A 19,058-nucleotide genomic window follows, 5' to 3' on the forward strand; every position below is an offset into this window, starting at 1 on the left:
GCAACGGCCTCCGGCATGAGCGGCATCGCGACCGCGTCGGCCCGTCAGAGGCAGCGGCCGACACCGCGGCGGATGCGTTCGGTGCCGCGGTCGCCGCGATCGGGCGTCATGTGGCCGGCTGGGGAGACTTGCGGGCCAGAGCAGCCGTGGTGCTCCTCCGTGATCCGAAAACCATCGCATCACAGCACCGGCCACCACACTAACCCCGTCCGGCTCAGACTGAACGGCAACAGCTCCAGTCGGATCCGACCAACCGCCGTCCGTCCGCCTTCGAACGAGGACGCATCAGGTATTCAACTTAAGCCGACATAGAACCGCTGCCGGGCGTCCATTCAAAACGCGTTTCTAGCGCGCGCAGCGTTTTGCAGCGAGGCATCAACCGCCTCCCCTTGGAGGCCGTCGGGCCCAGGCGATCGTCACGTGTCTTCGAAGCACCGTCCGATGATGGTTTTCCCGGCACCCCAGCGAGGCGGTGATCTACCTGCGCATCTGTAAATTAGCCTGCAACCGGCATGATCGACACGTGAGCTGACACCACCTTCCAACCGAGGTCGGGCAAGCGCATCCAGGTCTGGCTCTGGCGCCCGATGCCGGGCTTGCCGCGCGGCTTGAACTCCAGATTGACGGTTGCGACGTCGGTCCCGATCGTCAGGATCTCCAGCCGGATCCGAGCCTCCTTGGTACCGCCCGGCGGCGGATCGGCCGCCACGCGGGCGGCGTGGACCTCGGCGAAGCCGTAGCAATTCTCGCCCAGGGCGTAGCGAATCGTGTGCGGACTGTCCCAGAAGGTCGCGTCGAGGACAGCGACATCCTTCTCGACGAGCGCCCGCTCGTAGCGCTCGAACAGGGCGGTAATCTCGGCCACGACCTCGGGGCGGTTCAAAGTCACGTCCATTCAACCCTCCAGGGCGACCGCGATGCGGATCAGATCGAGGTCGGTCCCGCGCGCACCGATGACCGACAGGCCCACCGGAGCGCCGTCGACCCGTGCGCCCGGCAGATTGACCTGCGGGACGCCGGTGAGCCCACCGTGGCTCGTCAGGCAGGCGATGCGCTCGCGCAGGGGATGCAGCGCGCCGAGCGGCAGCCCGCGCAGGGGCGCCGGGAACGGTGTGGTCGGGAGGCACAGGATCGTGCCGGGGGGCAGGAGCCGCGCGAGGCGGGCCCTCGCCTCGATCCGCATCAGGCTCGCGGCGCTGCGCTCGGCATCGGCCATCATCGAGCCCTGCATCAGCGACCGGGCGACCGAGAAGGCCATTCGTGGATTGCAGGCATCGAGCCAGGGCTCGAAGGTCTGCCACGCCTCGCTGCTCTGCAGAACGCGCTGCGCCCGCTGCCAGACGGACAGGCCCTGCGGCGCCATCGTCACGTCGCGGCGATTGCCGATCAAGGTGGCCAAGCGGTCGATCAGCGGAGCCAGCGCCTCCTGCACGGCGGCGTCGGCGAAGCCGAGCGCGTCGGCGGCCACGAGCAGTGTGCGCGGCAGACGGTCCGGCATCCCTTGGCCGAGCAGGACCTCGCCGACCTGCGCGAAGGTGCGCGCGTCCCGGGCGAACCAGCCGCAGGTGTCCGAACTCGGCGCCTGGGCGCAGATCCCGGAAAAGTCGATCTGGCCGTGCGTCGGCCGGATGCCGTAGAGGCCGCAGAAGCTCGCCGGCACGCGCACGGAGCCGCCGGTATCCGTGCCCAGGGCGAAGTCGCAGGCGCCAGCGGCCACCGCGGAGGCCGATCCGCTGGACGAGCCGCCGGGCACCCGATCGGGCGCCGCGGGATTGAGCGGCGTGCCGTCGTGGGCGTTCTCGCCGAGGATCCCCAGGGAGACCTCGTCGGTCACCGTCTTGCCGACCACCGAGGCGCCCGCATCAAGCAGCGTCTGCACCACGCCGGCATGGCGGGTCGGCGTCGGGTAGACGCGCGGCCAATCCGGGTTGCCGCCCCCCGTGGGGGTGTCCGCGACGTCGATCAGGTCCTTCACGGCAAAGGCGAGGCCGGCGAGCGGCCCCGTCGCGGATCCCGCGACGCGGACGCGCGGCCCGGGCAGGAACGGGTCCGTCGAGAGGGGCTGCGCGGTGGTCATGCGGGGATCGGGTCCTGCCATTGGGCGCCGGGCACGGCGGCGAACAGTGCCTTGGTGTAGGGGTGCTTCGGCGCGAAAAAGATCTCGGATGTCGGCGCGACCTCGACCACCTGACCGGACCGCATCACCGCGATCCGGTCGCAGACCTGCAGTGCGACCCGGAGGTCGTGGGTCACGAACAGCATGCTGAGGTGGAGCCGCGCCTTGATGTCGGCGAGCAGCGCCAGGACCTGCGCCTGCACCGAGACGTCCAGGGCCGAGACCGGCTCGTCGGCCACCAGGATTTCGGGCTTCATGGCGAGCGCCCGGGCGATGCCGATGCGCTGGCGCTGGCCGCCGCTGAACTCGTGCGGGTAGCGCTGCGCCGCCGCGGGATCCAGGCCGACCAGCGCCAGCATCTCGCACGCCTGAACGCGCGCGATCCCGGGTTCGGTGCCGTGGATGATCGGCCCCTCGGCGACGATGTCGACCACGCGCTGGCGCGGATCGAGGGAGCCGTAGGGATCCTGGAACACCATCTGCACGCGCCGGCGGTGCGGGCGCATCTGGCGGCGGCTCAGTTCGGCGACGCTGTGGCCGGCAAGCAGGATCTCCCCGCCATCGACGGGCATCAGCCGGGTGATCGCCCGCGCCAGCGTGCTCTTGCCCGAGCCGCTCTCGCCGACGAGGCCCAGGGTCTCGCCCCGCCGCAGCACGACGTCCACGCCGTCGAGGGCTCGGGTGACGCGGCCGCCGAACAGGCCGCGGGCGCCGTAGGTCTTCTCGACCTGCTTGGCCTCCACCACCAGGGGGGCGGTGCTGGCGGCCCGGCGCGGCGGAGGCGCGAGCTTCGGCACGGCGGCGATGAGCGCGCGCGTGTAGGGATGCTTCGGCGCCCCGAGGACCGCGGCTGCGGGCCCCTGCTCGACCAGGACGCCCTTCTGCAAAACCGCGACCGTGTCGGCGATGTCCGCCACGACGCCGAAATCGTGGGTGATGAACAGGACGCTCGTGCCGTGCTCGCGCTGCAGGTCGCGGATCAGAGAGAGGATCTGCGCCTGCGTGGTGACGTCGAGCGCCGTGGTCGGCTCGTCGGCGATGAGCAGCCGCGGGTTCAGCGCCAGCGCCATGGCGATCATCGCGCGCTGGCGCTGGCCGCCCGAGAGCTGGTGCGGGTAGGAGCGCAGCAGCCGGGCCGGGTCCGGAAGGTGGACGCTCGCCAGCAGCGCGAGGATGCGCGCCCGGCGGTCCGCGCGCCCGAGCGTCGTGTGGATGCGCAGGACCTCGTCGATCTGCCGCCCGATCGTGTGGAGCGGGTTCAGCGCCGTCATGGGCTCCTGGAAGATCATCGCGATGCGCGCGCCCCGGACGCCGCGCATCTGACGCGGCGGGATCGCCGCGAGATCCGCGCCCTCGAACTGGATGCGGCCGCCCGCGACGCGCACCCGCGGCCCCGGGAGCAGTCCGAGGATCGCGCGCGCCACCATCGACTTGCCCGATCCGCTCTCGCCGATCAGGCAGGTGACCGCGCCGGGCCGCAGGACGAGATGCAGATCGGTGACGGCGTTCGGCCGATCCGCACCGGGTGGGAGCGTGATCGTCAGCTTCTCGATCTCGAGGACGGCGTCGCTCATCGCTCTCGGAGCCTCGGATTCAGGACCTCGTTCAGGCCGTCCCCGACGAGGTTGATGGCGAGGACGGTCAGCAGGATCGCCAGCCCGGGGAATGTGCAGATCCACCAGGCCGACCGGAGGACCGCGCGGCCCGAGCTGATGATCAGGCCCCAGCTCATCACGTTGGGATCGCCGAGGCCGAGGAAGGCGAGCCCTGCCTCGATCAGGATCGCCGTGCCGATCAGGAGCGTGCCGACCGCGATGATCGCCGAGGTGCAGTTCGGCAGCATGTGGCGGAAGACGATGCGGGCGTCGCCCGCCCCGAGGCCGTCGCAAGCCAGCACGAACTCGCGGCCGCCGAGCGCCACGAACTCCCCGCGCACGAGCCGGGCGATGCCGGGCCAGGAGACGGCGACGATGGCCACGACCTCGCTGAAGAGCGACGGCGAGAGGATCGCCACGATCAGGATGGCCAGCACGAAGGCGGGGATGGTCTGGAAGAACTCCGTGAGCCGCATCAGCGCGACCTCGACACCGCCCCGGTAGTAGCCGGCCAGCCCGCCGATCAGGGTCCCGAGCAGGATCGCCGCCCCGGTCGCGCTGAGGCCGATGATCAGGGAGGTGCGGGCGCCGTAGGCGATCTCGGCGGCCACGTCCCGGCCCAGCGTGTCGGTGCCCAGCAGAAACCGGCCGCCCGGCGGCTGGAGGGCGGGGCCGACGAGCCGGAACGGATCGCCCGGATAGAGGAGCGGCGTGAGCACCACGAGGGCGACCAGCCCGAGGAGCACCGCAGCCCCCGCGAGCGCGAGGCGGTTGCGCGCGAACCGCGCCAGAGCCGTGCGCATCGCTAGAGCTCCAGCCGCGGATCGAGGCAGACGTAGACGAGGTCCACGGCGAGATTGATCACCACCACGAGGCAGGCCGAGACGAAGAAGATGCCGAGGAGCAGGTTGAGGTCGCGCGACTGGAGCGCGTTGAAGGCCAGCGTGCCGACCCCCGGCCAGCCGAACACCGTCTCGACCACGATGGAGCCGCCGATCAGGTTGCCGGCCTGCACGCCCGCCATGGTAACCACCGGCAGCAGCGCGTTGCGCAGGACGTGCCCGGTCATCACCCGCGCCTCGGTCTGGCCCTTGGCGCGGGCGGTGGTGACGTAGTCCATGCCGACCTGCTCCAGCACGGAGGCGCGCATCACCCGGGCGTAGACCGCGAGGTAGAACAGCGCGAGCGCGACCGCCGGCATCACGAGGTGGCGACCGACGTCCCAGACCTCATCCCAGCCCTCGTTGTCGGCGCCGACCGTGTCGTAGCCGCTGGTGGGCAGCCAGCCGAGGCGGATGGCGAAGACCACGATCATCATCAGTCCGAGCCAGAAGCCCGGGGTCGCGTAGGCCACGAGGCTGACGAGGGAGATGACCGCGTCGCGCCAGGAATTGCGCCCGGTCGCGGCCACGAGGCCGAGGAGCGTGCCGATCAGCAACGCGGCCGCGAAGGCGGTCAGCATCAGCAGCCCGGTGGGCCAGAGCCGGTCGACGATCAGGCTCCCAACCGGGCTGTCGTTGCGGAACGAGTAGCCGAGATCGAGGTGGAGCATGTTGAGCAGGTAGACGCCGAACTGCGTGGCAAGCGGCTGGTCGAGGCCGAACTTGTGGCGCAGCTGCTCCATGTATTCGGGGCTGGCCGCCCCGCTCTCGCCGGCCAGCACGGAGGCCGCGTCGCCGGGCGCGAGGTGGATCAGGAAGAAGTTGAGCACGACGATGCCGAGCACCACCGGGATTGCCAGCAGCAGCCGGTAACCGAGGAAACGCGCGAGCCGCACGGGACTACTTGTCCATCCAGGCCCGCTCGAAGGCTTGCTGGGTTCCGAGGGGGCCGGTCGTGTGGTCCTTGAGGCGGCGGTTGAAGACGCTGACGTACTGCACGTCGATGAGCCAGATCATCGGGCTGTCCTCCGCCAGGATCTGCTGGACTTTCTTGTAGAGCGCGGCGCGCTTCTCCGCATCCGGCTCGTGCGCACCCTCGCCGAGCATGCGGTCGACCTCGGGATTGCTGTAGAAGGTGTCGTTGACGAAAGTCACGCCCTTGCGGATCTGGCTGGTCAGGAACTGCTTGTTGAGCCCGTAGACCGGGTCGACGCCCTGGCTGAGGAACGGCTCGTTCAGGTCGTAGTCGTAGTTCGTGTAGACGCGCCGCAGCCAGGTCGCGGTGTCTTCCGAGCGCAGCGTCACGGCGATGCCGACAATGGCAAGTGCCTGTTTCAGGTACTCGGCCTGCCGCAGCCACTGCTCGCCGAAGGAATTCACCTCCAGGTGAAGGGCGAAGCGGGTCCCATCCGCGCCGCGCGGGGCGCCGGCCTCGTCGAGCAGCCGGTTGGCGATGTCCAGCCGGTCCGGCACGTCGTACTGGCGCACGTCGTCGGTGTAGAGGCCGGCGGTCTTGAACTTGCGGCTGAGCGGACCGGTGGCGGGCAGGCCGTAGCCGAACATCACGTCCTTGAGGATGACCTTGCGGTCGATGGCGTAGGCGATTGCCTGGCGCACCTCCTTTTTCTGGAGATGCGGGTGACGGCCGTTCAGCTCGAGGACGCTCTGGGCGGGCGTCATCTCGTAGCCCTTGGTCGTGAGATCGAGGATCGGGTTGGTCTTCATCCGTTCGAGGTCGGCGTAGTTCACCGCGCTGTAGCCGGCGAAATGTGCCTCGCCCGCCTCCATCGCCGCCGAGCGCGTGGCCGCATCCGGGATGAACCGGGCGACGATCCGGTTGAGATACGGCAGGCCCGGCTTCCAGTAGTTTTCGTTGCGGTCCAGGCGCACAGACTGGCCCCGCTCCCAGCTCACGAACTTGAAGGGGCCGGTCCCGATCGGCTTGTTGGCACTGGGGTTCTGGAGGACGTCCGTACCCTCGAAGACCGAGCGGCACAGGATCGGAAGGTCGCGCCCGGAGAGCGCCTTCATGATGTAGGGCGCCGGATTGGCCAGCCGCAGGATTGCGGTCATCGGATCCGGCGTGTCGACGGCGACCAGTTCCGCGAGCATGACCGGCGCGATCGGATTGTACTTCTTAAGGATCTCCATGAAGGAGTACTGCACGTCGGCGCTGGTGAACGGCTTGCCGTTGTGGAAGGTCACGCCGTCCTGAAGCTTGAACGTGATGGTCTTGCCGTCGGGCGCGACCTCCCACGACTTTGCGAGGTTCGGCTGCGGGTTCTGGTCCCAGTCGTAGGTGCACAGCCCCTCGTAGACCTGCGTGGCGATCGGCGGGATGTTGCCCGCCGACACCGCGTAATGCGCCAGGGTCGAGGGCTCCGGATGGACGATCATCACCATCGTCCCCCCGCGTTTCGGCTCGGCGGCGCGCGCGCCGCTCGCCGCCGCTGCGAGGCCGAGGGGAAGCGCCAGAATTGTGCGGCGGGAGAGATCGGTCACGTTGGACGTGCGGGACAAGCCAAGAAACTCCTGAAGCTTCTCATCGCGCAGCAAGGCGCATGCCACTCAGGCGAGGAAGCTGACAACATCTTCACAACTATCGGTTGAGGCCCCTCATCCAGAACGTGGTCATGCCCGGGTGACCGTGAGGCGTCGAGCACGCAACTTTGTCTGGCCCGGAGCGCGGGAGTGGAACCGGCTGTTCTGTGCAGGACTTTTCGGCGACTTGCCTTCTCATCCGCGCCTCAAGCCTCTCCATCGAAGATTGCCGCGGCGAGCAGGCGAGACCGGATGCTTGTCTTTTGAGGATGTTTCCATCCAATTTCCGCGAACACAAACATCTGTGCGGCGGCGCTTGCTGAAGAGGGCACCGGGCCGCGAGAGCCCACGGCGTCGATCAATTTCGAAAGATGAACCGCCTGGCTCGGTCGGACTGCGGATTGGTGAAGAAGTCCGTCGGCGCAGCAACCTCTCGGATGCGCCCCCCGTCCATGAAGACGATTGTGTCGGCGACCTCACGAGCGAAGCTCATCTCATGGGTTACGACCACCATGGTCAGCCCCTCTCGCGCAAGCTCGCGAATGACGCAAAGCACCTCTCCGACCATCTCGGGATCGAGGGCGCTGGTCGGCTCATCGAAGAGGATGACCTTCGGCCTCATGGCGAGCGCGCGACTGATGGCGACGCGCTGCTTTTGGCCGCCGGACAGCGTGTGCGGGTAGACGTCGGCCTTCTCGGTGAGGCCGACGCGCGCCAGGATCGCGCGGCCCTCCTCCTCAGCCTCTCGCTTGGGACGGCCGAGGACCTGGACTGGCGCCTCGGTCACGTTGCCGAGCACGGTCAGATGCGGCCAGAGTGCGAAGTGCTGGAACACCATGGCGATGCTGGTTCGCGTGGCCGCCAGTTCGCGCCGTGCCATCGGCTTCGCGGCCCTGCCATCCCCGCTCCGGCCGATGGGCTTGCCATCGATGCGGATGGAGCCCGCGCTCGGCTGCTCAAGCCAGTTGAGACAGCGCAGGAAGGTCGACTTGCCCGAGCCGCTCGGCCCCAGGATGCAGGTCGTCGTGCCGGGCGCGAGGTCGAGATCGATGTCACGCAGGACCTCGAACCCATCGAAATCCTTGCACAAACCCCGCACCGAGATCGCGGCGTCGGTCTCAGCCATAGCGTACCTTCCTCACCCGCTCCATGCGGCGCACGCCCGCCTCGACCACGAACGACATGAGCAGGTAGAGGCCGACCGCCGCGGCGAACGGCGCGAACGGCGTGAAATGGTTGGCACTGACGAAGTTCGCCGCGAAGGTCAGTTCCTGCACCGTGATGATCATGAGGAGCGCGCTGTCCCGGATGGTCGTGATCACCTGGTTCCCGATCACCGGGGCAGCGGTGATGGCGACCTGGGGCAGGATGATGCGCCGGTAGATCAGGCTGCGGGACAGGCCGAAGGCGTGCGCCGCCTCGATGTTGTCCGGAGCAACCGCAAGGAACGCCGCCCGGAAGATCTCCGCGAGGTAGGCCGTCGTGTAGACCGTGAGCGACATCAGTCCGGCCCACCAAGGATCGAGTCTGAGGCCGAGCTCGGGCAGGCCGTAGTAGACGACGTAGGCGAGCAGCAGGAACGGCACGCACCGCAGGAGATCGACGACCTCACCGAACAGGCGGCGCAGCGGAGCCGGCGCCTCCGTGAGGACGACGGCGCCGAGGATGCCGACCGGGATGCTGAGCAGGAGGCAGCCCAGCACAAGCGACAGGGTGTTGGCCGCCCCCCACAGGAAGACGTCCCGGCTCTCCCAGACGACCAGAAGTCCGTTCACGGGCGCACCAATCCGAAGCGCCGGGCGATCCTGCGCTCGACGACGCGCTGGCCACGCACGAGCGTTGCGATCAGCGCGGTGTAGATGAGCGTCGCGACGAGGAAGGGAGGCAGCGGCTCGTAGGTCTCTGCGCCGACCCGGCCGGCCGCGCGGGTGATCTCCACCACCCCGATGACTGCAACGGCCGGGGTGCACTTCAGGAGGATCGTGACCTCGCTGACCAGGGGCCCGAGATTGGCTCGCCAGATCTGAGGGAAGACGATGCGGATGAAGGTCGCTCGCTTCGACATACCGAAGGCGGTGGCCGCCTCAAGTTGATCCCGGGGAAACGTCAGCAGCGCCGAGCGCCAGATCTCGCTGCTGAACGCCGCCGTATTCAGCGTGAGCGCCACGATGGCGGCTGGAACCGGTTCAAGCTCCAATCCGGCCGCCGGCAGGATGAAGAAGACGAACAGGACGAGCGTCACGAACGGCGTCGCCCGGACGAGGCTGACGAAAGCGGCGAGAAGGCCCGTGACCACGGGGATGCGGCCCGCGCGCAGGAGCGCGAGCAGCAGACCCAGGGGCAGGCTGAACACAATACTGACCGCGGCGAGCGCAGCGGTGACCACCGCGCCGTCGAGGATGGTGCGTATCGCTGGCCACGTCATGGCCGTCACTCTCCGCGTCCGGCCCTATCGTCCCGTGCTCCCAGGCTACTTGGTCGGTGCGGACGGCAGGTCCTTGAAGGCGCGGCCGAGCCACTTCTCCTGCAGGGCATAGAGTTCTCCGCTCGCCCGCACCTTCGCCATGAACTGGTCGAGGTAGGCCAGGAGGCTGTCGTTCCCCTTGGCGACGGCCCAGGCCGCATAGGTTGGCGCGCCGACAGCCTCGCCCATCCTGAAGCGCTTCGGCTGGTCCTTCGTCAGGCTGACGAGGTTGACGACGCCATTGATCACGTAGTCGAGCCGGCCATTGGCGAGGTCCTGGTAAGCCTCAGGCAGCGAGGTGTACTGCACCACCTTGCCGAGCTTGCCGCCGGTCTTCGCGAGCGTGGGTTCGAGATCGGCCAGGGCCGCGTAGGACGCGCCGCCGGACTGCACGCCGACCGTCTTGCCGGCCAAGTCGGGGACGCCCTTGATCCGGGTCTCGTCAGCGCGGACCACGTAGTATTGCGTCGCCTCGGCGATCGGCATCGTGAAGGCGAGGCTCTGGACGCGATCGGGGGTGATGACGGCCGCCGTCAGGGCCACGTCGTACTTCCCGGTCGCGACGCCGGCCAGAAGCCCCGTCCAGGGTATGATCTGCTGGTCGATCTTGAACGGCGCTTCCTTGCGCAGCAGCGCGAGGAGGTCGTGGTCGAGGCCCATCGGCTTGCCGTTCTCGACGTACTCGAACGGCTTGTAGCTGTCCTCGGTCGCGACGACCATGGCCCCCCTGGTCTTGATCTCGTCGAGGCTCGCCGCAGAGGACGGTGACGCCCCGAAGCTCAAGTTCAGCGTCGCCGCGACGGCGATGCCGATGATCCTGTCCCGAACGGAAGCCATGGCTCAGTCCTTTTGCGCGCTCGACGGAAGGGATGGCGCATCGCCCCGACGGGCGATCAGGTCGATCTCGACCAGGGCGTCGTAGGCGAGCCCCGTCGTGCCCACGCAGGTTCGCGCCGGCAGGCGGTCCTGCGGGAAGAAGGACTTGTACGTGGCGTTGAACGCCGCGTAGTCGCGCTTGAACTCCGTCAGGAAGGCGCGCGCGACGATCACGTGCTCCAATCCCAGGCCGAGCCCGGCCAGGACCGTTTCGAGGTTGGCCATCACGTTGCGGGTCTGCGCCTCGATGCCGTCCGGCAGGATGCCGGGATTGGCCGGCGTGTCCGGCATCTGCCCCGTGACGAAGACGAAGCCGTCGGCCTCGACCGCGTGGCTGAAGGGAGCCACCGGCTGCGGCCCGCCGGAGACCATGTGGAACAGCATGGCAGACGGGGCTGATTGTGTCTTCGGCACCGCGATCTCCGTTCCGCAGGCTTGACCCGCGTGATGTCCCAGACCCAGGTTCCGGGCCGTATTGTCATGATCAAGCTAGGCGACATTGTCGGACCTGGCTCGCGGATATCGGCGGCATGGCGCTCGAATTTCGGTCGCAGATCCGGTCGGACCGAGACAATGTGTGGGACAATCGGTGCAAGGATGAGTCGACCCGAATGGACCCATGCCGTCGAGCGGACGGCCGGCGCCCGCTATTTGGCCATCGTCGGCGCGGTCGAGATCGCGCTGCGGACCGGCGCCCTGCGGCCAGGCGATCGGCTGCCGCCGCAGCGCGACTTGGCCGCGTGGCTGTCGCTCAATATCGGGACGGTCAGCCGGGCCTATGCCGAGATGCAGCGGCTGGGCCTTGTCAGAGGCGAGGTCGGCCGCGGCACCTTCCTCAACCACGTGCAAGATCCGGACGGGCCACCGTCACTTCGGGAGCCGGTCCCACGTCAGACCTTTATCGACCTGTCGCACAACTTCCCGGCGCATGCGATGCATCACCCTGCGCTGGCGCTGATCCGCCCCGAACTCGACGGCGCCGTCGATCTCGGAGCCCTGCTCGCGAGCCAGGTCGACGTCGGTCTTCACAGGCATCGGGCCATCGCCGCGCGATGGCTCGGTCGCTTCGGGATCGAGGCCGAGGCCGACGAGGTGCTGGTCACCTGCGGCGGCCAGCACGGCCTGCTGCTCTCCCTTATGGCGCTGACGCATCCGGGCGATGTCGTCCTGGCCGAAGAGCTGAGCTTCTACGGCCTGAAATCCGCGGCCGGCATGCTGGGTCGCTCGCTGGTCGGGGTCCGCATGGACCGCGAAGGCATCGTGCCCGAATACCTCGACGTGGTCTGCCGCCGAACCGGGGCGAAGGTCCTCGTCTGCACGCCGACGCTACACAACCCGACCACCGCCACGATGTCGGATGAGCGGCGGCGGGAGGTGGCCGAAGTCTGTGCATGCCACGACGTCCTGATCGTCGAGGACGATGTCTACGGCTTCCTGCCGGACCCAATCCTGAAACCGCTGGCTGCATCAGCGCCAGACCGGGTCGTGCACATCTCAAGCTTGTCGAAGCTTGCGGGCCCGGGATTGCGCGTCGGCTTCCTGCGCGTGCCCCGGCATCTGGTCTATGCTTTCGGGATCGCGCTGCGTGCGACCACGCTGATGGCATCGCCGTTCAACGCGGAATGGGCGACGCGCCTTTTGGAGGCGCAGCAGATCGATCAAATCGTCGCCGCGATGCGTGCGGAAACGCAAGCACGGCAGGCCCTCGTTGCTGGCCTCCTGCCAAGGCAAGCCGTCCTCACCCAAGCGAACGCGTACTATTTCTGCCTGAAATTGGGGAACGGCTGGTCAGCGGAAGCTTATACGCGGGCCGCGGAGGAGGCAGGGGTGGGAGTTACGCCGATCAGCCTGTTCGAGGTGTCTTCGTTGCACCAAAGCGATACCGTCCGAGTCTGCGTCAACGCAGCGCCCGATCAAGAGGCGCTTCGCGCGGCACTGGAGAAGTTGGCAGGTTTGCTCGAGGCAGGTGCACCGTCCACGGTTCGATTCAGGGCCGCGGTGTGAGGACAAGCATCGAGCGTTCCCATCTACGGGCTGGTCATCTCCAGCCGAGGGCTGGAGCCACGTGCTTGAGGATGCTCTCGATGAGGTGAGTATTGTAGGCGACGCCCAACTGGTTCGGGACCGTCAACAGTACGGTGTCGGCCTCAGCGATCGCCTCGTCGCCCCTGAGCTCATCGATCAGCCGCTCCGGCTCCGCAGCGTAGGAGCGGCCGAACACCGCCCGCATGTTGTCGATGATACCGACTTGGTCGCTGCTCGCGCCGCGCCCGAAATAGGCATGGTCGCGGTCGTTGACGAGCGCGAAGATCGATCGCGAGACGGAGACCCGCGGCGCGCGGGTGTGTCCTGCCTCCGTCCAGGCCTCCCGATAGCGGCGGATCTGCTTGGCCTGCTGGACGTGGAACGGCTCGCCGGTCTCGTCTGCCTTGAGGGTGGAGCTTTGCAGGTTCATGCCCTGTCGTGCCGCCCAGACGGCGGTCGCGTCGGAGGCCGATCCCCACCAGATCCGATCCCGGAGGCCTTCGGAATGCGGCTCGAGGCGCAGCAGCCCCGGCGGGTTGGCGAACATCGGCCGCGGGTTGGGCTGGGCGAATCCCCTCCCCTGTAGCAGGTCGAGGAGGACCTCGGCGTGGCGCCGACCCATGTCGGCATCCGTTTCGCCCTCGGCCGGGGCGAAACCAAAATGACGCCAGCCGTCGATGACCTGCTCGGGTGAACCGCGGCTGATACCGAGCTGCAGGCGCCCACCCGAAATGAGGTCCGCCGAGCCGGCGTCTTCGACCATATAGAACGGGTTCTCGTAGCGCATGTCGATGACGCCGGTGCCGATCTCGATGCGCTTCGTCCGGGCGCCTACTGCCGCGAGAAGCGGAAAGGGCGCGGCGAGCTGGCGCGCAAAATGATGAACCCGGAAATAGGCGCCGTCCGCCCCGAGTTCCTCCGCGGCGACCGCGAGGTCGATCGACTGCAGGAGGGTGTCGGCTGCGGTCCGTGTTTCCGACCGCCCGGCAGGCGACCAGTGTCCGAAGGACAGGAACCCGATCTTCTTCATCTGCGGACCCCCTGCCCTCTCGTCTGGCCGGATGGGCGATAGCCGCCACGGTTCGGTCGAGCAACAATCCCAGGCCGCGGGCCTGACCCGCGCACGGCTCGGCAAGCCCCCGACCGCGACATCCCCGGGGCGCAAGGTGGCCGCGCGACCGGCGGTCCGGCAGACTCAGTCTCCGGGCGGGGCGCGGTGTTCCGGCTGCCGCGCTACCTTGGGGCAGCCAATAGGCCGGCACGAAAGTGGCAGAGCGGCACTGGCGGGTCCATTCCGGCTCCCGCCCGGGGAGACGTAGCGATGGACAGCGTGGCCGCTATCGAGGCAGCCGTGCGCGCGCAGCACGGCCGGGTCGAGGCCCTGTTCACGGAGCTGGCCCGGTGCGGCCGGACGGACCCCGGGTTCACGCGGCCCTCCTACAGTCCGGAGGAAACCGAGGCGCACGCGGTGGTGGCGCGCTGCGCCGCGGATCTCGGCCTCGCGATCGGCCGGGACGCCGCCGCCAACACCGCGATGACGCTGCCGGGGCGGGACCGGACTCTTCCGCCGATCCTGATCGGCTCCCACCTCGACACTGTGGCCCAGGGCGGCAACTTCGACGGCGCCGCCGGCGTGGTGGCCGGGCTCGCTGCCGTCGCGGCCATCCGCCAGCTCGGCCTGGAGCCGGAGCGGGACATCACCGTGATGGGCATCCGCGCCGAGGAGAGCGTGTGGTTTCAGGTTTCCTATATCGGAAGCCGTGCCGCCCTCGGAGCCCTGCCGGACGGCGCGCTCGACGCCGCCCGGATCGACAGCGGCCTCAGCCTCGCCGCCCATATCGCCCGGGAGGGCGGCGACCCGGACGCGCTGCGCCGCGGCCCGGCCGCCCGCGACGCCGCGATCCACGCCTTCCTGGAGGTGCATATCGAGCAGGCGCCGAGCCTCGAGGAGGCCGGGATCCCGGTCGGGTTGTGCACCGGGATCCCCGGCAACGTCCGCTATCCCGACGTCCGCATCGCCGGCCGCTACGACCATGTCGGGACGCCGCGGTGCTTCCGGCGCGACGCGGCGATGGCCGGGGCCGAGATCGCCCTGGCGCTGGACCGGGTCTGGGCGGCGCGCGAGGCGGCCGGCTGCCCGATGGCCGTGACCTTCGGCCGGTTCCACACAGACGCCGCGGCGCACGGCCTGACGACGGTCCCGGGCGAATTCCGGTTCAGCCTCGACATGCGGGCCTACGCGGCCGAGGTGCTGGCCGAGCTCGAGGCGGCGTTCCTGGCGGCGGTGGCGGAGGTGTCGGCGCGCCGCGGCGTGACGGTGACGCTGGGCTCCCGCGCCGAGGCGGGCGCCGGCGCGGTCTCGCCCCGGATCCGCGACGGGCTCGCGGCGGCCGCGGACGCGCTCGGCATCGCGACCCGGCCCCTCGGCAGCCCGGCCTCCCACGACGCCGCCGCCTTCGCGAAGGCCGGCGTGCCGATGGCGATGCTGTTCGTGCGCAACGCCAACGGCAGCCACAATCCCCGCGAGGCCATGGCGATCGACGACCTGCTCGACGCCGTGGCGATCCTCACCGCGTGGCTCGTGGCGGAGACCTGCGCCGCCTGACGGGCGCTCCGTCAGGCGGCGAAGCGCGCGAGGCGGCCGACGGGCTCGCCCAGCACCGCGTCGTCGCGCATGACGGGGATCCCGCGCACGATCGTGGCGACGGGCCAGCCGGTGACGTCGACGCCCGCGAAGGGCGTCCAGCCGCAGGGCGACACGATCCAGGACTCCTCGATCCTGCGGCGGGCCTTCAGGTCCACCAGGGTGAAGTCCGCGTCGTAGCCGGCGGCGATGCGGCCCTTGCCGAGGAGCCCGTAGACCCGGGCCGGACCGGCCGCCATCAGGTCGACAAGGCGGGCCAGTGACAGCCGCCTCGCCGCGACGTGGTCGAGCATCACCGGCACCAGGGTCTGGACCCCGGTGAGGCCGGCCGGACAGTCCGGCCAGGGCTGCGCCTTGGCCGCCCGCGCGTGGGGCGCGTGGTCGCTGCCGACCGTGTCGACGGTGCCGTCACGCAGGGCCGCCCAGGCGGCCGCCCGGTGGCGCTCGTCGCGGATCGGCGGGTTCATCACGCCGAGACCGCCCAGCGTGTCGTAGCACTCGGGCGCCACCTGGGTCAGGTGATTGACCAGCACCTCGACGGTGGCGACGTCGCGGAAGTCGCGCAGGTAGGCGAGTTCCTCGGCGGTCGAGACGTGGAGGATATGGGTCGCCCGGCCAGTCTTGCGGGCGAGGGCCATGAGGCGCCGCGTGCCCAGGAAGGCGCATTCCGGGTCGCGCCACTCCATGTGGGTCCGGTAGGGCTGTCCCCGGCTGAACAGCGGCTTGCGCGCCTGGAGCCGGTACTCGTCCTCGCTGTGGAAGGCCATGCGCCGGTGGCCGGCGCGCATCGCCCGCTCGAGATGCGCGTCGTCCTCGATCATCAGCGCCGCCGTGGAGCTGCCGGCGAAGACCTTGACGGCGCAGACCCCCGCCTCGCGCTCCAGGGCGGCGAGGGCGTCGATGTTGGTCTTGGTCCCGGCCACGTAGAGGCCGATGTCGCACCAGCTGCGGCCCACGACGTAGTCGCGCTTCCAGGCGAGGCGCCCGGCCTCGGCGATCGGCGGGACGGTGTTGGGCATGTCGAACAGCGTGGCGATCCCGCCGAGGATTGCGGCCCGCGTGCCGGTCTCGATCGTCTCCACCGCCGGGTCGCCGGGATCGCGCAGGTGGACGTGGCTGTCGATCAGTCCGGGCAGGACGTGCAGGCCTGCGGCGTCGATCACCGCCTCCGCGGTCGCGCCGGCCGGGACCCCAAGCGCCGCGATGCGCCCGTCGCGGATCCCGACATCCACGGTCTCGGAGCCCCAGGGCGTCACGCAGGTGCCGCCGCGGATCAGGAGGTCGAAATGCATGGCCAATTCCTTCTCACGGGGCCGCCCGGAGCAGCACGGCCCCGAGGGCCCCGGCGGCCGCCTGCTGGCAGGGCTCGATGACCGGGCACCCGATCGCGGCCTCCACGGCGGCCCGGTGGAGCGCCATGCCGGCGCAGCCGAGCACGACCACGTCGGCGCCGTCGCGCTCGACCAGGGTCCGACCGGCCGCGATCAGGCGCGGGCCCATCGCGGCGTCCGCGGTCTCGGAGGCCCGCGCCTCCACCGGCCGGCTTCCGGCATAGCGATCCCGGAGGCCCATCTGGCGCACCATGCGGCGCTGGCGCCGGACGCTGCCCTCCGACAGGGCCACGATGCCGAAGCGCTCGCCGAGCGTCAGGGCCCGCAGGATCCCCCACTCGGCGATGCCCATCACCGGGCGACCGCTTGCCGCCTCCCGGACCGCGTGCAGGCCCGGATCGCTGAAGCAGGCGATGACGAAGGCGTCGGACGGATCGTCCGCCACGCGCCGGACGAGCGGCATCACCACCGAATCGGCGTCCTGCTGGGTCGCGATACTCTCCGGGCCCTCCGGCAGGTCGGTCACCGCGAGGGTGGGGCCGCCCGGCAGGCGCAGCGGCGCCAGGGCGGCGTCGATGGCGGCCGTCACCGCCCGGGACGCGTTCGGGTTGATGACGAGGATGCGCGCGGGGGCGGTGGTGTCGCGAGGCTGCACGGCGCCTTCCCTCTGAACGCGGGTCGATCCGGACCGACTCCGGAGCCGAGACGTCGACCGACTGATCGTGACCGCGGATGGGGCCAAGCGAAACCCGGGCCGCACGGCCGCCGATCCGGCCGAGAGGCTCCGGCACCTGCTGGAACGGGTCGGTGACGGCGAGGCGCTCCGGCATCATGGCGCAGACCGGGACGGACGCCTTGCCCAGCGCGATCGGCAGGAGCGGGAACGGACGCCTGAGGCGGAACCGGATCGCCCGGTCATCGGGCGCCGACAGTTCGTCGGTGATCTCCATGAGGGAGCCGCCGAACGGGTCGCGCTTGGCCCAGCGCCGCAGGGAGGCGACGCAGTCGCGGGCCAGCACCGGCGTCCCGTCGTGGAAGCGCAGGCCCTCGCGCAGGGTCAGGTCCCAGCGGCGCCCGTCCGCCTCGACCCGGTGGCCCTCGACCATCTGCGGCGTGGCGCGATAGGCCGCGTCCATGCTGTAGAGCGTGTCGAAGACCATGTAGCCGTGGTTGCGGGTGATGTACGCGAAGGTCGTCACCGGATCGAGCGTGACCAGATCCTGCTGCGGGATGAAGCGCAGGCTCGTGACCGCCTCCGCGCGGACAAGGGCCGGCGCTGCAACGGCGCTGGCGACGAAGGCGCCGGCTCCCTGCAACAGCGTGCGTCGCTTTATCCGAAACCTCCCGCTCAGCGCCGGTCAGGCGCGTCGCACACCGGCAAGCCGGGAACCTTCGAGACGCCCGGCATGCCGCTGCTTGCAGGAATGGGGCCGGCTCGTGCTTGAGCGCCGCTGATCAGCTTTTAACCTTCGCAATGAGACGGCCGCCCGCCGGTCCAACGTTTGCCGATAGGGATGGGACGCCACCATGGCCATCCGCTTCGTCGCGAACGGCCATCACCGCCAGGATCCGCATGCCTAAAGCCGACACATCCCGGTTGATTAAGACAAGGGATGGGCCGATCCGACCTGAAAGACCTCAAGCCTGACCAGATCAGCGGCCGCCAAGAACAGAGGATTTATTGGCAACCTCACTGCGGACCAGCTTGAGAAAAGCCAGAGCGGCGGTGGAGAGCGGGTGTCCTGGGCTGCCCAGGACCGTGACCGAGTAGGTCACCGTCGGCCGGAGGCTGCGCGCAACGACCTGCGCACCGAGCCCCTTCACGGTCACGGCCTCCGCGACGGTGAAGCCAAGACCCGCGGCGACCATGGCGCACGCGGCGGCGGCGTTCTGGGTCTCGGCGACGAGGCGGGGCGTGACTCCGTTCACGGTGAAGAGTTCGTCGACCTGATCGCGGAGGCGATACTGTCGACCGAGTGAGATGTAGGGCTCGTCGTGGAGCTCGGTAAGCGGAACGATCTTGTTGCGCGCCAGACGATGCCGGAGCGGCAGGACCACCAATCCGGGGAGTTCGATCGGTGGTGCTGCGACGAGCGCGCTCCGACCGACCGGCAGGGCGAAACCGAGGTCGGCGTTGCCGGCCTGCACCAAGTCATGGACCTCGCGCGAGCTTGCCACAACGAGCGAGATCCGCACCGGCTGCACCTCCCGGGCGAATTTGGCCAGAAGTCGCGGGATGAGCGACAGGCCCATGAGCGGCATGGCGGCGACGCGTAATTCGCCGCTCCCGATACCGCGCATATCGTCGATGGTGCGATCCAGGCGATCGGCGGCTGCGAACAGGGTCGCGACGGCGCCCTCCAGCTTCACGGCTTCCGGCGTGGGCTGAAGGTGACGCCGGGAGCGGTCGAACAGCGGGAGGCCGGTCTCGTCCTCCAGGCCACGCAGCAGCTTCGTGACCGCCGGTTGCGAGAGATACATCCGCTGCGCCGCCCGGCTGACCGAGCCGCTCTGCATGACCGCGCGGAACGCTTCCAACTGGCGGAGCCGGCTCGGTGTCATTCCAAATCCTGCGACTCACTACC

Annotated in this window: 17 protein-coding genes and 1 pseudogene; 2 read left to right on the forward strand and 16 right to left on the reverse strand. The window is 69.4% G+C overall.

The genetic code is table 11. The features are described from left to right. Positions 1 to 496: 496 nt before the first annotated feature. From hpxZ to BLT59_RS01740, 11 genes are all read right to left on the reverse strand, one after another. The gene (hpxZ, locus tag BLT59_RS01690) at positions 497 to 895 is read right to left on the reverse strand and encodes an oxalurate catabolism protein HpxZ (protein WP_175543901.1); all 399 of its coding nucleotides are present in this window, start codon (positions 893 to 895) and stop codon (positions 497 to 499) included. Then, complete coding sequence (locus BLT59_RS01695) at positions 896 to 2,077, reverse strand: amidase (protein WP_091775582.1); 1,182 nt, start codon at positions 2,075 to 2,077, stop codon at positions 896 to 898. Beyond that, positions 2,074 to 3,690: an ABC transporter ATP-binding protein gene (locus BLT59_RS01700; RefSeq protein WP_091775585.1), complete on the reverse strand. Its 1,617-nt coding sequence runs from the start codon at positions 3,688 to 3,690 to the stop codon at positions 2,074 to 2,076. The genes BLT59_RS01695 and BLT59_RS01700 overlap by 4 nt, the downstream gene beginning before the upstream one ends. Then, positions 3,687 to 4,514: an ABC transporter permease gene (locus BLT59_RS01705; protein WP_091775588.1), complete on the reverse strand. Its 828-nt coding sequence runs from the start codon at positions 4,512 to 4,514 to the stop codon at positions 3,687 to 3,689. The genes BLT59_RS01700 and BLT59_RS01705 overlap by 4 nt, the downstream gene beginning before the upstream one ends. Positions 4,515 to 4,516: 2 nt before the next feature. Continuing rightward, on the reverse strand, positions 4,517 to 5,488 hold the full coding sequence (locus BLT59_RS01710) for an ABC transporter permease (RefSeq protein WP_043755366.1): 972 nt from the start codon (positions 5,486 to 5,488) through the stop codon (positions 4,517 to 4,519). Positions 5,489 to 5,492: 4 nt separating this feature from the next. Then, positions 5,493 to 7,112, reverse strand: coding sequence for an ABC transporter substrate-binding protein (locus tag BLT59_RS01715; RefSeq protein WP_139173895.1), 1,620 nt, complete (start codon positions 7,110 to 7,112; stop codon positions 5,493 to 5,495). A gap of 379 nt (positions 7,113 to 7,491) precedes the next feature. After that, positions 7,492 to 8,259: an amino acid ABC transporter ATP-binding protein gene (locus tag BLT59_RS01720; RefSeq protein ID WP_091775595.1), complete on the reverse strand. Its 768-nt coding sequence runs from the start codon at positions 8,257 to 8,259 to the stop codon at positions 7,492 to 7,494. Beyond that, on the reverse strand, positions 8,252 to 8,908 hold the full coding sequence (locus BLT59_RS01725) for an amino acid ABC transporter permease (RefSeq protein ID WP_091775598.1): 657 nt from the start codon (positions 8,906 to 8,908) through the stop codon (positions 8,252 to 8,254). The genes BLT59_RS01720 and BLT59_RS01725 overlap by 8 nt, the downstream gene beginning before the upstream one ends. After that, positions 8,905 to 9,558, reverse strand: coding sequence for an amino acid ABC transporter permease (locus BLT59_RS01730; protein ID WP_091775601.1), 654 nt, complete (start codon positions 9,556 to 9,558; stop codon positions 8,905 to 8,907). Before BLT59_RS01730 ends, BLT59_RS01725 begins: the two co-directional genes overlap by 4 nt. Positions 9,559 to 9,603: 45 nt before the next feature. Next, entirely contained in the window at positions 9,604 to 10,434 is an 831-nt protein-coding gene (locus BLT59_RS01735) for a transporter substrate-binding domain-containing protein (protein WP_091775604.1), read from the reverse strand. A 3-nt stretch (positions 10,435 to 10,437) separates the two neighbouring features. Continuing rightward, on the reverse strand, positions 10,438 to 10,857 hold the full coding sequence (locus BLT59_RS01740; protein WP_091775606.1) for a RidA family protein: 420 nt from the start codon (positions 10,855 to 10,857) through the stop codon (positions 10,438 to 10,440). A gap of 213 nt (positions 10,858 to 11,070) precedes the next feature. Here BLT59_RS01740 and BLT59_RS01745 point away from each other — a divergent pair, with 213 nt between their 5' ends. Next, positions 11,071 to 12,477 carry an aminotransferase-like domain-containing protein gene (locus BLT59_RS01745; protein WP_091775608.1) on the forward strand — a complete coding sequence of 469 codons (1,407 nt, stop codon included), beginning with the start codon at positions 11,071 to 11,073 and terminating at the stop codon, positions 12,475 to 12,477. 34 nt (positions 12,478 to 12,511) lie between these two features. On the opposite strand, the gene BLT59_RS01750 is transcribed toward BLT59_RS01745, so the two are convergent. Next, a complete protein-coding gene (locus tag BLT59_RS01750) occupies positions 12,512 to 13,528 on the reverse strand; it encodes an LLM class flavin-dependent oxidoreductase (protein WP_091775611.1) in 1,017 nt (338 codons plus the stop codon). Positions 13,529 to 13,819: 291 nt separating this feature from the next. On the opposite strand from BLT59_RS01750, the gene BLT59_RS01755 reads away from it, so the two are divergent. Next, a complete protein-coding gene (locus BLT59_RS01755) occupies positions 13,820 to 15,103 on the forward strand; it encodes a hydantoinase/carbamoylase family amidase (protein WP_091775614.1) in 1,284 nt (427 codons plus the stop codon). An 11-nt stretch (positions 15,104 to 15,114) separates the two neighbouring features. On the opposite strand, the gene BLT59_RS01760 is transcribed toward BLT59_RS01755, so the two are convergent. The 4 genes and pseudogenes from BLT59_RS01760 to BLT59_RS01775 all read right to left on the reverse strand — a co-directional run bounded on the left by BLT59_RS01760 (position 15,115) and on the right by BLT59_RS01775 (position 19,035). Then, positions 15,115 to 16,434: a dihydroorotase gene (locus BLT59_RS01760; protein ID WP_091775617.1), complete on the reverse strand. Its 1,320-nt coding sequence runs from the start codon at positions 16,432 to 16,434 to the stop codon at positions 15,115 to 15,117. A gap of 13 nt (positions 16,435 to 16,447) precedes the next feature. After that, the gene (locus BLT59_RS01765; RefSeq protein ID WP_091775619.1) at positions 16,448 to 17,128 is read right to left on the reverse strand and encodes an aspartate/glutamate racemase family protein; all 681 of its coding nucleotides are present in this window, start codon (positions 17,126 to 17,128) and stop codon (positions 16,448 to 16,450) included. A 118-nt stretch (positions 17,129 to 17,246) separates the two neighbouring features. Further along, positions 17,247 to 17,807 (reverse strand): annotated as a pseudogene (locus tag BLT59_RS01770) (ABC transporter substrate-binding protein); the annotation flags it as partial. 319 nt (positions 17,808 to 18,126) lie between these two features. Further along, entirely contained in the window at positions 18,127 to 19,035 is a 909-nt protein-coding gene (locus tag BLT59_RS01775) for a LysR family transcriptional regulator (RefSeq protein WP_091775622.1), read from the reverse strand. Positions 19,036 to 19,058 lie beyond the last annotated feature (23 nt).

It is taken from the genome of Methylobacterium sp. UNC378MF (genome assembly GCF_900103195.1).
Lineage (GTDB): Bacteria > Pseudomonadota > Alphaproteobacteria > Rhizobiales > Beijerinckiaceae > Methylobacterium.

Excerpts from the sequence above, each read along its gene's own strand:
- hpxZ (WP_175543901.1), bottom strand. The coding sequence starts at position 895 with ATGGACGTGACTTTGAACCGCCCCGAGGTCGTGGCCGAGATTACCGCC.
- BLT59_RS01695 (WP_091775582.1), bottom strand. The coding sequence starts at position 2,077 with ATGACCACCGCGCAGCCCCTCTCGACGGACCCGTTCCTGCCCGGGCCG.
- BLT59_RS01700 (WP_091775585.1), bottom strand. The coding sequence starts at position 3,690 with ATGAGCGACGCCGTCCTCGAGATCGAGAAGCTGACGATCACGCTCCCA.
- BLT59_RS01705 (WP_091775588.1), bottom strand. The coding sequence starts at position 4,514 with ATGCGCACGGCTCTGGCGCGGTTCGCGCGCAACCGCCTCGCGCTCGCG.
- BLT59_RS01720 (WP_091775595.1), bottom strand. The coding sequence starts at position 8,259 with ATGGCTGAGACCGACGCCGCGATCTCGGTGCGGGGTTTGTGCAAGGAT.
- BLT59_RS01730 (WP_091775601.1), bottom strand. The coding sequence starts at position 9,558 with ATGACGTGGCCAGCGATACGCACCATCCTCGACGGCGCGGTGGTCACC.
- BLT59_RS01735 (WP_091775604.1), bottom strand. The coding sequence starts at position 10,434 with ATGGCTTCCGTTCGGGACAGGATCATCGGCATCGCCGTCGCGGCGACG.
- BLT59_RS01740 (WP_091775606.1), bottom strand. The coding sequence starts at position 10,857 with ATGCTGTTCCACATGGTCTCCGGCGGGCCGCAGCCGGTGGCTCCCTTC.
- BLT59_RS01745 (WP_091775608.1), top strand. The coding sequence starts at position 11,071 with ATGAGTCGACCCGAATGGACCCATGCCGTCGAGCGGACGGCCGGCGCC.
- BLT59_RS01750 (WP_091775611.1), bottom strand. The coding sequence starts at position 13,528 with ATGAAGAAGATCGGGTTCCTGTCCTTCGGACACTGGTCGCCTGCCGGG.
- BLT59_RS01755 (WP_091775614.1), top strand. The coding sequence starts at position 13,820 with ATGGACAGCGTGGCCGCTATCGAGGCAGCCGTGCGCGCGCAGCACGGC.
- BLT59_RS01760 (WP_091775617.1), bottom strand. The coding sequence starts at position 16,434 with ATGCATTTCGACCTCCTGATCCGCGGCGGCACCTGCGTGACGCCCTGG.
- BLT59_RS01775 (WP_091775622.1), bottom strand. The coding sequence starts at position 19,035 with ATGACACCGAGCCGGCTCCGCCAGTTGGAAGCGTTCCGCGCGGTCATG.